Source organism: Lysinibacillus sp. NPDC056220 (assembly GCF_049315265.1).
In the GTDB taxonomy this organism is placed as follows: Bacteria; Bacillota; Bacilli; order Bacillales_A; family Planococcaceae; genus Lysinibacillus; species Lysinibacillus pinottii.
The window spans coordinates 644,978-658,252 of sequence record NZ_JBMOXD010000003.1; the positions used below are offsets into that span (position 1 = coordinate 644,978).

Sequence of the window (13,275 nt, forward strand, 5' to 3'; positions counted from 1 at the left end):
TGATATAAGCTATTTATTTACACACTTCTTTATTTCTCTTTCACTCTTTGTCATAATAAGAGATAGCTAAACTTTTAATAGAAGGGAGGGAGATGTGGTCACTACCAACATCAAGCCTATCATGAAATACGTAGTTAATTTTTTTAAAGGACTTCTGATTGCTGTCGTGGTTATTTGTATTTCATTTTTTATGGTGACCCAATTGTTTCATACGACAGAAAGAGAAGAGCCTGTCGTCATTGATGATCGCCCAAGTGTAGAAGAATTTATCGGCAAAATCGCTGAAACTGCACGAAATCTCGGTGCCAATAATGACTTATATGCCTCTGTGATGATTGCACAAGCCATTCTCGAAAGCGAGAGCGGACAAAGTGGTCTTGGCTCTGCCCCCAATTATAATCTGTTTGGCATGAAAGGCAGCTATCAAAATAATTCCGTGAAACTCGAAACGTCTGAGGATGATGGATCAGGTAATCTGTCTACCATTATGGCTGATTTCCGTAAATACCCTTCCTATGAGGCTTCTATGCAGGACTATGTAAAGCTAATGCGAAATGGAGTTTCGTGGAACAAGGAATATTATGCAGGTGTTTTCAAAAGTAACACCAAATCCTATACTGATGCGACGAAGTTTTTAACAGGCTCCTATGCCACTGATTCAAAATATAATGAAAAATTGAATTCACTTATCGCTCAATATGACCTACAGCAATATGACAGCCCGGTAAAGGATAAAAAAACGATCACAGTCACGGATGGTGACTCTATAGTAGATATCGCAGAGGTCTATAATGTCAACGTGACCTCTATTAAGCAATGGAATCAGCTAAGGTCAGATCGACTCGAAGCTGGTATGCAATTAAATATTTATCACTATTAGACGATAATCTCCATGCTCAGAAAATGGGCATGGAGTTTTTTTGCGAAACCAATCTTTTTCTCAAACGTCCTTATGTAAAAATGCGGCAAGGAAAGGATAGGACTATAGTGACTCGTACACAACTACTCAGCCTCATCATCATCAACCTAGTACTTTTGCCAATCATTCAACTTAGCTACAACTTATTATTTATGACTCAAATAGCTGAAAGCTTTTTTCAAATAGTCCTGTTCCCAATGTTGATAATTGTATTGAATCTGTTCCTTTGTTGCTGGCGACTAAAAATATCATTTTATATCCATTGGATCTTTATTTATGTGGGACAAGGTACTGCACTAGCCTGTTATTTCGTGTGGCATTATAGTCAATTAACACCCTTCCCACATATGCCTGTCGGTGAAGCGGCCTTTGATCTATACATGGTCACTTTTTTAATTGGTTTATGGCAGCTAGTCGCATTATTTGTCATCAATATTTTGGCGTTTGTCCTTTATTTATTTTGGCAAACCCTCCGAAATAATGACCATCAAAAAAAGCTTTATAGGCTTTGACCTAATAAAGCAAGACATTCTATATTGATTTGTCGGTGAATAACGGATTCTATTATGTAACGCCCCTATGATGCTTTAGCTATTGAGTATCCTTCTGAAGTGTATAAACCCCTCTCTTTAAGTTATGGACTTCATTCGTTAACCCATGGACATCTGTCTTTATTTCTTGAACCCTCCTCCTTAACATACAGATTTCTTACTTTCGCTCTTGGAACCCGTCCTTCTACATGGACATCCATCTTCCTTTTAAACTCATATCTGTCCAATTATATCTAGCGATGATTGACGACGTGTAAACCTTAATCCAACTACTCCCCTTCTACCCTTCAATTTTTTTCTAATATAGCATACTGGCCATTGGCTAGCTGCTTAATGGCAGTTAAAAAGAGAAGCCTATAGCTTGGGCTTCTCCGGAAATAAAGTACCTACTTCTGTTAGGGTTGTCGCTAAATCGTGACGATAGAGTGCATGCTGTTTATCTAGGCTATTGATGGTCACTTCGTTCCCACCAAGGGAAGAATGAACATACAAATTATCGCCCATGTATAAAGCTATATGACCTGGAAAATAGAGCAAATCACCTTTTTGTCTACTTTCTTTCTCTATTTTCACAATAGGAAAGCCCTCCACCATTTTAGCATCCCTAAAAATAGTAACCCCATTTAACATATAAGCCATTGAACATAAGCCGGAGCAATCGATTCCTAATGGTGATTTGCCACCCCAGCGATAAGGTGTAGCTAGATAGCCTAACGCTGTTTCGATCACGTTTTCTCGAAAAGAATGCTCGGTTATTTGGGTTTGAGATCGCTTTGCCTGTAGCCACTTAGTGCGAACATAGCCTATTTTTCCCGACACTAATTGTACAGCAGACCATTCTTCTGGTACGTCCTCTTGCGTAACAACGCCTATACTAGAACCTTTCACAAGAGTCATCAGCTTTGTGCTTTGGATACGAGGCTGCTGTAAAACATCTGCAAAACTTTGAATAATGATATGCTGTGCTTCTCTATGCCATAACGATACCTTATCTTCATCCAGCAGCAAATCAGCCTTCTGACAATATCCTTTATAACGATAGGCAGTTTGGACATATACCCAATCCTCATGACAGTCTGTCAGAATATCTACTGTCATGCCATAAAAAACTTCATCTATTAATTCAGAAGTTTCATCAGGCTTGACATGCAAATTGGCAATCATAGCTTTAATGATAGACTTCATTGCTGTTCCTCCCTCTGCTCCATCATATGGTCATAAACCACTTTTGAAAAACGACCAATAAGTTGGCGAGCCAACTCATTTTCCGTTACGTTTGTTATGAAAACACCAATCAGATAATCAATTGAGTTACTGTAGACAATACCTACATCATGATCGACTGTGTCAAGCCCTCCTGTTTTATGGGCTAGCTTTACATCATCTACGAGGTAGCGCTTTAAGCCTTCATGTGCGCGTTGTCTATTTAAAATATCGATGACAAGCCTATTGTAAGGTGGTGCTAGTAAATCCTGTTGATAAATACGTGTAAAAAGGTGAGCCATGTCCCATGCAGACGTAAAGTTGTCTAAACCCATTGCAAGGCGCTCGACATCCATCATTTTTCGCTGTAGCAACGTTTCCTGTAAGCCTATTTGACGGAAATAATCATTTAAAAATTCCATTCCTACTACATCAATTAGGACGTTTGTTGCTGTATTGTCACTTGTTATAATCATCCATACTAGTAGCTCATAAACGGTGCTTTGCGTCAGACGTTGCTCGCTTATTACACTAAAATCTACCCAATCAGCAGGAGATATGGGTAAGGACGAATGAAGGGATATGCTGTATTTCTCAAAATACGCTAAAGCAGCTAGAAGAATCGGCACTTTAATAATACTAGCACTCGAAAATGCCTCCCCTATTTGATGGCTAAATAGGAATTGCTCATTCTTTGGATTTTTTACAAAGAGGTGCACTTTGTAGGGAGTTTCATGGAGGAGGTCTTGGATTATTTTCTCCATATGACACCTACCTAACAACACGAATCTGATGATTGTCTGCATCCATCGTAATAGTTCTTCCTAAAGGCAGTGACAGCGTTGGTAAACAGTGTCCACACGCTATTCCTGAAATAATGGGTTTGTTAAAAGGCACTAGAATTTCCTCAAAAATCGTTTGTAGCGATAAACTTTGTTCTGGCTTTTGTGGATTTTCAGGTCCGCAATTGGTCCATGCTCCTAATAAGATACCTGCTACGTCATCTAATTTCCCCGCTAGCTTTAATTGCGTTAACATTCGGTCAACTCGTTGTTCACTTTCATCAATATCTTCTAAAAATAGAATTTTCCCTTTTGTATCAATTTCATAGGGTGTCCCAAGTGATGCTGTCACTAATGTTAAATTGCCCCCAATAAGTGTTCCTGTAGCACTTCCAGCTACGAGTTTAGACATTGGTTGATCTACAGGATTTTTTAAGTCATACTCCTCCATCTCTTCTGCCATTATGTGCTGACAAAAGGATTGCCAAGTATAATCGTCCATTTCCTGCCTAATAAACTCAGTCGAAGGCATGGGTGTATGGTACGTAACAAAGCCACTTAGCTGGTTGAAGGCTATATGTAAAGCCGTCACATCACTATAGCCTGCAAAGACTTTAGGATTCGCCCTCATTACCTCAAAATCTAAAAGTGGTAAAATTTTCGTTGCCCCATAGCCACCACGAACACAAAATATGCCGTCAATCGTTGGATCCTGAAACATTCGATGAACATCCGCCGCCCGCTGATGATCAGTGCCCGCTAAATAACCATGTCGCGCGTGACACGTCTCTCCAACGACCACCTTCAACCCAAGCTTTTCAATACTCGCTATAGCCGGCTGTAATCTTTCCGGTGGAGTAGCACCTGAAGCACTTAGTAGACCAATTGTGTCACCTTTTTTCAAAGCCTTTGGACGAATCATTCATTTACCTCCCGTTTCAATAAAGTACGATAAACTGTTAATTCTTCTTCATTAGCTAAAATAAAATGGCCATCCTCAATTTCCACAAATGAAGGAGGACTGTCATCATAACGATGTTGTGTTGGATCATAAATCTCTACCACTTTCTCTCGTTCCCTATAAGGGTTTGGCTCCGGTACAGCTGATAGTAAAGCTCTCGTATACGGATGAAGTGGATGGATGAAAAGCCGCTCAGTTTCGGCTAGCTCGACAATTTTTCCTTTATAAATGACGGCCGTACGATCCGTGATAAAACGGACAACGGATAGATCATGAGCAATAAATAAAAAGGTTAAATGATTTTGCCGTTGAAGATTTGCTAATAAATTCAATACCTGTGCCCGAATAGATACGTCTAAGGCAGATATTGGCTCATCAGCGATAATAAATTCTGGTTCCATCACTAATGCACGAGCAATGCCAATACGTTGGCGTTGACCACCAGAAAATTCGTGAGGAAATCGATTCGAAAATTCTGGAAGTAGACCTACGTTTAATAGTGCCTTGCGAACCTTTTCCTGACGTTCTGCCTCATCTTTATATTTTTTGAAAGGATATAATCCTTCCGACACGATATAATCAACTTTTGCACGTTCATTGAGCGACGCCATCGGGTCCTGAAAAATCATTTGGATTTTCTGGGTAATTTCCAAATCCCAATCTTTCGGAATTTTCCCATGAATAGTTTTGCCATGATATAAAATTTGTCCCTCTGTAACCTCGTTGATGCGCATAATAGACCGCCCAATCGTTGTTTTCCCTGAACCTGATTCACCTACTAAACCAAATGTTTCGCCTTTAAAAACATGAAAACTAACATCATCAATGACCGTAAATGTATCTTTCCCCTTGCCAAAATTGACGGTTAAATTTTTCACTTCTAGTAACACTTCTTTATCACTCACTAGCATACTGCCTCCCCTCTGCAAAAAAGGCTTGTAAGGCAGCAGGAGGTTCTACCTTTGGGGCAAGTGGATCTAATAACCATGTTCGTGCATAATGCGTGTCACTAACCTGAAAAAAAGGTGGGCGCTCGATAAAATCAATTTTCAGCGCATATTCGTTGCGCGGCGCAAAGGCATCACCCTTTATTTCCTGAAAAAGATTGGGCGGCGTCCCTTTTATCGAATACAACGCTTCTCCCTTGGAGCCGAGCTGCGGTAAGGAGGAAATAAGGGCCCATGTATAAGGGTGCTTACTATTAAAGAAAATTTCATGAGTTTCCCCCACCTCAATCACATCACCCGCATACATCACCGCGATACGGTCTGCCACCTTGGCGACGACGCCTAAATCGTGCGTAATATAGACAATCGTTAAGCCATACTTCTGTTGGAGATTTTTTAATAGCTGCAAAATTTGTGCTTGAATGGTTACATCTAAAGCGGTTGTTGGTTCATCACATAGTAAAATATTTGGCTTACAGGCGATCGCAATCGCAATGACAATACGTTGACGCATCCCACCAGAAAATTCATGTGGATATTGCTTATAGCGTTTTTTCACATCATGGATTCCAACATCTGTGAGTAATTTTAATGTTTCTTCATAAGCCTCCTTCCCCTTCAAGCCTTGATGTAACAATACACATTCCTCAATTTGCTTCCCGATCGTTTTTAACGGATTTAAAGATGTCATCGGGTCCTGCGTCACCATCGCTATTTCCTTTCCTCGTATCCGAAGCCATTCTTGCTCTGTCGTAAATTGGCCTAGATCCTGTGCTCGATAAATGATTCTGCCCTTTTTAATGCTGCCGTTTTTGTCGAGCAAGCCCATAATGGACTTCATGAGCACGGATTTGCCAGAACCAGATTCACCAACAATAGCTAAGCTTTCCCCTTTATAAATATCCAGAGAAATATCTCGAATTGCTGTTAATACACGACCACGTAATGTGAATTGAATGACTAAATTTTGGATAACTAATAGGCGTGATTTTTTAGATGTCACTAATTTCATCTCCTTATACATGGTTTTTCGGATCTGCTGCATCTGCAAAGGAATTACCAATAATATAAAACGCAATAGTAATGACACTTAATACAATACTCGGAAAAATTAGCTGATATCGTAAGTCTGGCGACATCATGAGCACACGCCCTTCATTGATTAAATTACCTAAGGACGGTTCACTAATTGGCAGCCCTAAGCCAATATACGTTAAAAATACCTCTGCCCCTATGGCAAAGGGAATAGCTAGACTCAACCGTAACATAATGACAGAAATTAAATAGGGTAGTAGATTTTTAAAAATGATACGGTAATCCGGTGTCCCTAAGCATTTAGAGGCTAAGTTGTATTCACGGTCGCGTAAAATAACAATTTGATTGCGAATAAATCTAGCCATTTCCACCCACCCCGTTATACACATGGCGATAATAATCGTTGATATACTTGGTCGTAAAATATAAGACATTAAAATCAGGACAATGGTTGTTGGGATATTATCAACAACGTTATACAGTTGTGTAATAGGCACCTCTAGCTTTCGCGAAAAGCCCCATAGTGTTCCAACTGTAATCCCAACCACGGCTTCTACTAAAGCGACTACACAGCCGATAAATAAGGATGTCCTTGTCCCCGCCCAAATTCGTGACCATAAATCCTGCCCAATTGAGTTTGTACCAAACCAAAACTCAGCATTAGGGGAAATATTACGTGCCTGCATCCCAGTTTGCTCATCTAGGTAAATTTCCGTTGGTGATTTTTGTGCTGGTAAATACGGCTGTAGGATCGTAAACCCAACAATTATAAGCACGCCAACTAATAAAAACACAGCTAGTCGATTTTTCAAAAAGGATTGCCATGTGGAACGCCAATATGAGTAATTAGAATGACCTGTTTCTTCTGCTTGTCGCGCATCGACTTCCACAAATTCAAACAATGTTTCCCGTGATTTATTAGAAATATTATGAATTTCATTCGTATACATGCCCATTAGCGTACTCCGCCTCCCTTGCCTAGTTTAATCCGAGGATCAACAAGCGCCATGGCAATATCCCCTAAAATAAGTCCGATGATACCAAGGGAGGAGAACACCAGCACTAAGCCTTGGACAATCGTATTATCCTGTCGTTGAATCGCATCAACGAGTAAGCCCCCCATCCCTGGGATGGAATACAAAGATTCTATATAAATAGAGCCCGTAATGGTGAACAAAATAGTGGCAGGTAAATATTGCGCCATTGGGATAAAGGCATTTCGTAAAACATGCTTGAACATTAATGTTCGTTCCTTTACTCCCTTAGCTCTCGCAAGTTTAATATAGTCCTTGTTCAATTCATCCACCATATAACGTCTCATCCACATCGCATAGGAGGCTGTAGGAGCCAACGCCATGGAGGTTAATGGAAGAATCCATGTAATCGGTCTATATTCATCAAAGAGCATCGGCAATTGAAAAAGATCTGTAATATACATTTGTATCACTAAATAATAAACAGCTGCAGGTACAGCTACGACAAAAACAATATAGCCTGTCCCAAGTCGATCGAGCCAACGCCCCTTACGATAAGCCATCATAATACCTAGCGGCACACCAATTAAGAGTGAAAGGGCAACAGCTCCTAAACCAAAAAGTAGTGAATATATAATTTTGTCCCCAATAATCGTTGTAACAGGTACATCCGTTCGATAGGTCACCGATTTCCCGAGATCCCCTTGTAATAATTTCGTGTAAAAGTTTCCTAGCTGGATAAGCAATGGATCCCGTAATCCTAGATTCGTTAAATAGATTTCTTGCTGAGCAGGAGACATTTTATCGGCTGCCGCACCTAAATATCCTTCCTCTGGCATTAATCGTAATAACGAAAAAACAATAGTAATAATAATAAAAAGGGTGAACACGGATTGTAAGAGTCGTTTTCCTATATAGTGCAACATCGCGCCATCCTCCTATGTCAAAAAGACTAAAGGAGATGCCGACTGTTCCTTTCGGTATCTCCTTTTTCATCTACGATCCCCTACTACTTTTTAGCATTAGCCAAAGCGTCAGCACGCTCTTGTTCCCACTGAGCAAGCGCTTTCTTAAAGTCTTCATTACTCATTGGTTTTTCCAAAACTTGCTGGCCTTTAAATTTCTCAGCAGTCACACCAAATGGTGAATACTGTGCCTCAAAAGGATTTAATTTAGATGCAACATAGCCACTACCACCAACGGAATAGGGAATTACAAAAGCTTCTTCAATTAAAAAGGCCTCTGCCTTTGCAAATAGCTCATAACGTTTTGCCACATCAATCGTTACTTTTGCTTCATCCACAAGGTTTTGATACGTCGTTTTTCCATTGGCTTCTGTATACCCCTCAGCTAATTCAGGTTTATTATAAGTACCATCCACTGTAAATGGATCCGTATACGTGGATGGATCCGCATAATCTGGACCCCAGTTCGCTTCTAAAAGCGCAAATTTGCCAGGACGACGCACCTCAGATAAAAAGCCTGTCGCTGGACCTGCCTCAACAATAATGTCGACATAATCTGTCCCGAGTAATTTTTCAATTTGCTGCTCCACTACTTGGGAACGATTAGCCCAGTCTGGACTACCAGCATTATATGGCAATAACACTTTTACAGGGAATGTAGCTTTTCCCGCTAATGCCGCTTTGGCTTTTTCTTTGAACTCAAGTGCTAGTTCTTTATGAAAGGAATCTTCATTGGAAATAGCTGCAAGCGGCGTTAATTGTGTGTAATCTACCCCTTCAACATCTACAAAGTTTTTTGGGGTAATCGTGTTGCTCAGCAAATCGGCTGGATTATAAGGCTCCATCGTTAGCATGGCGGAAACACGGTCCAGGGCATGAAATATTGATTTTCGGAAATTTTTGTTGTTGACGGCGACCTTCCAGTTATCTGGTTCATATTCTGCGTCAAATTGTGGGTTAAAGTTGAGAGCGTAGAAGTAGGTATAGAAGTTATTTTGTGTTTGACGAACTTGAGATTTTTTCTTATCATCCTTAAACCATTCATCAATAATGGAAGTAGGAATACTTGCGGAATCAATTTCTCCACGTAAAAACAGTTCAGGTGCTACCGTTGCTGCTTCTTTATTATATTTGTAGCGGATACGGTCAATCAGTACTTTGTCTTTATCCCAATACGTATTATTTTTTACTAGAACACGCTCATTTTGTGGCTCAAATTTATCTAAAATATAAGCGCCATTATAAAGGAAATTTTCCCGTGTTGTGCCAAAGTCCACCCCTTTTTCTGCAATGAACTTACCATTCACTGGGAAGAAACAAACGTAGTTTAACATAGAAAGAAAATAAGGTGTTGATGCTTCTAAAGTATATTCTACTGTATGTTCATCCAACGCCTTTATGCCTACCTGCTTGAAATCCGTTATGTCACCGTTATAGAATGCCTCTCCATTTTTTACAACTGTCGCAATCCAGGCTGTCGAGGATTCATTTTTGGCATCAAGAACATATTGTAAACCGTCCACAAAATCCTGTGCAAGTACATTCGCATATTCTTTCCCTTCATGTGTCACCCATTTGGCGTCATCACGCAATTTAAAGGTCCATACAGTGGCATCTTCATTTGCCGACCATTCCTTCGCTAATCCTGGCTGGACTACCCCGTACTTATCATATTCAATGAGACCATCCACCATATTCGCCGCCACCGCAAATTCATTCGTTTCAGACGTTTTTAAATAATTTAATGTTTTAATTTCCCCTGAATACACCACGCGATATTCTGATGCTTTTTCACTCGATGATTCATCATTACAGGCTACACAAAACAATACGACCAGACAAACGAAAAGCCACCCATATTTTCTCACATGCATCCCCCTAGTCCTCTTTTTATAATGAAAATCCTATTGGAAGGACTGATGACATGACCCTCAATAGGATTTTTCAAACATTCGCTAGGTCAGTCTCTATTGACCATCTCTCTATAGATGCCAACCAAAACTACTTATTCAACATGACAACAGCGTGTCCTATTGGCTCACACGTTCCTTAGTTAAAGCCCATCCTCACAGTCAAGTTAAAAATTGCAAAATACGTAGTACTTCATAAAAATCATCAGTGTTGAATTCTACAGAATTATGTGGTTTAAATGTGGCATTTGGATAAAAGGAATTACGATAAGCCCGTGTATGATCTCGATATATGATTTCTATCATAAAGCGCTCTGGCAATGGTACCTGAATATGCTCACGTGGCACCTTCATCGAGGACTCTACCAGTCTTTTGGTTTCCATAAGCGTTAGCTTCGGGCTGACACTAATAGTTGCATTCCCTATTCCTTCTTTTGTCGCGAAGGTCACAATGTTTTCATTGACGGTCTGAATTTCTTCAGTCAAGCCAACATCCCCACTGACAAACGAAACCGGAACACCATGTAGTGCCGCTGCATACGTATTAATTAAAAATTCACTCGCATACTCACCATTTATTTTGACATCTGCATACGTGCAAAGTGTATGGGCAAGCGGATTACGCGCACTTCCCCCTTTACTGTGATAGCCAATAAAAATCGCACGGTCAAAGCTTTGATCGAGACCCGCAACCATACACATCGGATCGTAAGTCCAGCCACGAATTACCTTACAGTTGATAGGTAAATTAGAAATATCGAGATTGCGTGCTGAATCGTGTGCATCCTTCAATAGTATTTCTGTTGCTCCCCCCGCTATCGCCCCTTCAATGGCAGCCTCTACTTCTTGTGTCATTTGTTTTTGAAAAAATTGATAGTCAGGTGCATTTAACTCTGTTTCACTCCAGGTAGTTGTACCCGTAATGCCTTCTATATCGGCGCTAATATAAACCTTCATTGAATCGAATCTCCTTTATTTCATGATTTTGAATCGTTACCTGAATGGCTCCGTAACAGGCCGTTTTAGCTTGAACTCGTCTTGCCCACGCCACGTTATGAAAATCGTAATGCCACCATTCCTCTGCATAATTACTAAAGCCTACTTGTGTCATACAGTTGTATAATAAACGTCGATGTTGACAAGCCTCTGGATTTTCATTTGAGTTATGTTCAAAATAGCGTGTAGCTGATTTTTCATTCATTTCATCAAAGGCTGTACCGAGATTCAAAGCTTTCCCTTGTCTATCAGCAAGCGTTATATCAATAGCACCTCCTGTTAAATGGGGTGCTAAATGAGCAGCCTCTGCGCTTGGTAAGGCGACATACTTTTTAGTTGCCTGCAGTAATTCTTGTTCTGTAGCATGTGGCAGAATGTGGGCCAATTGCTTTAAAAAATAACTAAATAAATACTGTTGAACTTGGAATGGGCGATAGCCATCATAGATTAGCAGGCTAAAATCCTCCGGTAATAGGGTCAAAGCATGCTGCAAGCGTTCAAACAAACCTTCACGTACATAAATGCTTCGTAAACTATTAGGAATCTTTTGCTGATAGTAAATAGGTTCAACAAAAATTCTTCTATGAAAACCTGTAATCTCGATAAGAGGCTCTTGGCTTTCGATAACAGATGGCCTCTCAGGTGAATTTTCATTTGAAGTCGTTCCAATTGGTTGAAAGAGGTTTACAATACTAGAACACCTCCTTAATTATTAGATTATTCAGTTTTTTAAAATGAATGTTATCATATCTCTCTAGCATTGACTAGATAAAAATACAATTATTACAAATTAGTGGGTATTCTCTTAAAAAGATTCCTAATCCAGCAAAATGTCGTCGAAAAATATCTTTTATCCTCTATTTAAGGATTTTATTCATCTCATGGCCCTCACATGCTAAAAAAATGTTGAATCTAGTGTACTTACGCAAAAAAAGGTTATTGAAACACTGTCTATGTCTCAATAACCTTTTCGCTATGCTTTTTGAAATGAGTAGGCTTCTACTTGATGTCCGTTGCGACCAATTGTGGTTTGTGCCTGAGCTAGTGAATTGAGAATGGCTTCCTCAGTTACCTCTGCCGCAGCCGCAAATAACTGATTCATCACGGGATGATCCTCACGGAGTTGAGTTCTTGTTTCTACAAGCTGTTCAGAAATATGTGGGATGTTGTGTGCAGTTGTAAAGCCTATCACAATGTCTCCACTGCCATGTGAGTAATGACTGCCTGTTCGACCTAAACCTATCCCACAGCGTTTAATGACTCTCTTCAACTGACGACTACTTAGTGGAGCATCGGTGGCAAGGACTATAATAATCGAACCATCTGTTGGCGCTAGGGTCGATGCACATTGGATGGAGGAAGCAGCATAACGTTCAGCTAAAAATTCTGAGCTGTGCCCAAAATTACTGAGCACCATGCAGCCCACCGTATAGCTAATTTCTTCTTTATCAACTTTGACAATTCGAGAAGAGGAGCCAATTCCCCCTTTATAGCCAAAACACATCATTCCTTTTCCAGCGCCAATTGCCCCTTCCTGTGCTGTATTCGGAGAGGCATTACGAATGGCTTCTACGGCATGCTCAGGTGTTACGGGACATGCTCGGATGGAATTTAAATAGCTATCATTGCATTCACCTACAACAATATTGATGGTGCCAGTCGTTTGACCTATATCCTCATTCATGTCGAGCATATAACGTAGTGCTCCCTGCATAACGGCTGGTACACCAAAAGTATTTGTGAGCATAATTGGTGATTCAATCACACCTAGCTCATTCACCTGCACAAGCCCAGTTGTTTTGCCAAAACCATTTAACACATGGCTAGCTGCTGTAACTTTGTGCTGAAATAAATTCCCCCCGTGCGGTAAAATAGCTGTGACACCTGTACAGGCGTAAGCTCCTTCATGATCTATCGACTCATCCAATGTGACATGTCCTACTCGTACCCCTTCAACATCAGTAATACAGTTTTTCTGCCCAGCTGGTAACACACCCACTTCAATGCCGAATTGCCTTACCTTTCCCTGCAT

The 13,275-nt window shown here is 40.3% G+C and carries 13 protein-coding genes; 2 read left to right on the forward strand and 11 right to left on the reverse strand.

The genetic code is table 11. The features are described from left to right. Nucleotides 1-94: 94 nt before the first annotated feature. Nucleotides 95-880 carry a glucosaminidase domain-containing protein gene (locus ACOZBY_RS13445; RefSeq protein ID WP_422762474.1) on the forward strand — a complete coding sequence of 262 codons (786 nt, stop codon included), beginning with the start codon at nt 95-97 and terminating at the stop codon, nt 878-880. Between the two features lie 107 nt (nt 881-987). After that, the gene (locus ACOZBY_RS13450) at nt 988-1,431 is read left to right on the forward strand and encodes a hypothetical protein (RefSeq protein ID WP_230591380.1); all 444 of its coding nucleotides are present in this window, start codon (nt 988-990) and stop codon (nt 1,429-1,431) included. Between the two features lie 393 nt (nt 1,432-1,824). Here the strand turns inward: ACOZBY_RS13450 and ACOZBY_RS13455 are convergent, their stop codons facing one another. The 11 genes from ACOZBY_RS13455 to ACOZBY_RS13505 all read right to left on the reverse strand — a co-directional run bounded on the left by ACOZBY_RS13455 (nt 1,825) and on the right by ACOZBY_RS13505 (nt 13,275). Further along, nucleotides 1,825-2,655: a C40 family peptidase gene (locus ACOZBY_RS13455; RefSeq protein ID WP_012293940.1), complete on the reverse strand. Its 831-nt coding sequence runs from the start codon at nt 2,653-2,655 to the stop codon at nt 1,825-1,827. Next, a complete protein-coding gene (locus tag ACOZBY_RS13460) occupies nt 2,652-3,437 on the reverse strand; it encodes a serine hydrolase (protein WP_031419620.1) in 786 nt (261 codons plus the stop codon). Before ACOZBY_RS13460 ends, ACOZBY_RS13455 begins: the two co-directional genes overlap by 4 nt. 7 nt (nt 3,438-3,444) lie before the next feature. Beyond that, the gene (locus tag ACOZBY_RS13465; RefSeq protein ID WP_031419619.1) at nt 3,445-4,377 is read right to left on the reverse strand and encodes a S66 peptidase family protein; all 933 of its coding nucleotides are present in this window, start codon (nt 4,375-4,377) and stop codon (nt 3,445-3,447) included. Beyond that, a complete protein-coding gene (locus ACOZBY_RS13470) occupies nt 4,374-5,327 on the reverse strand; it encodes an ATP-binding cassette domain-containing protein (protein ID WP_198694810.1) in 954 nt (317 codons plus the stop codon). Before ACOZBY_RS13470 ends, ACOZBY_RS13465 begins: the two co-directional genes overlap by 4 nt. Then, entirely contained in the window at nt 5,314-6,387 is a 1,074-nt protein-coding gene (locus ACOZBY_RS13475) for an ABC transporter ATP-binding protein (RefSeq protein ID WP_012293936.1), read from the reverse strand. The genes ACOZBY_RS13470 and ACOZBY_RS13475 overlap by 14 nt, the downstream gene beginning before the upstream one ends. Then, nucleotides 6,380-7,354, reverse strand: coding sequence for an ABC transporter permease (locus ACOZBY_RS13480; protein ID WP_012293935.1), 975 nt, complete (start codon nt 7,352-7,354; stop codon nt 6,380-6,382). Before ACOZBY_RS13480 ends, ACOZBY_RS13475 begins: the two co-directional genes overlap by 8 nt. Then, the gene (locus ACOZBY_RS13485) at nt 7,354-8,298 is read right to left on the reverse strand and encodes an ABC transporter permease (protein ID WP_036161306.1); all 945 of its coding nucleotides are present in this window, start codon (nt 8,296-8,298) and stop codon (nt 7,354-7,356) included. The genes ACOZBY_RS13480 and ACOZBY_RS13485 overlap by 1 nt, the downstream gene beginning before the upstream one ends. An 83-nt stretch (nt 8,299-8,381) precedes the next feature. Further along, nucleotides 8,382-10,205 (reverse strand): peptide ABC transporter substrate-binding protein, encoded by a 1,824-nt coding sequence (locus ACOZBY_RS13490; protein WP_031419616.1) that lies wholly within the window; start codon nt 10,203-10,205, stop codon nt 8,382-8,384. A gap of 204 nt (nt 10,206-10,409) precedes the next feature. Further along, entirely contained in the window at nt 10,410-11,204 is a 795-nt protein-coding gene (locus ACOZBY_RS13495) for a M55 family metallopeptidase (protein WP_012293932.1), read from the reverse strand. Continuing rightward, a complete protein-coding gene (locus ACOZBY_RS13500; protein WP_207889824.1) occupies nt 11,188-11,748 on the reverse strand; it encodes a M15 family metallopeptidase in 561 nt (186 codons plus the stop codon). The genes ACOZBY_RS13495 and ACOZBY_RS13500 overlap by 17 nt, the downstream gene beginning before the upstream one ends. 468 nt (nt 11,749-12,216) lie before the next feature. After that, nucleotides 12,217-13,275 carry a P1 family peptidase gene (locus tag ACOZBY_RS13505; protein WP_012293930.1) on the reverse strand — a complete coding sequence of 353 codons (1,059 nt, stop codon included), beginning with the start codon at nt 13,273-13,275 and terminating at the stop codon, nt 12,217-12,219.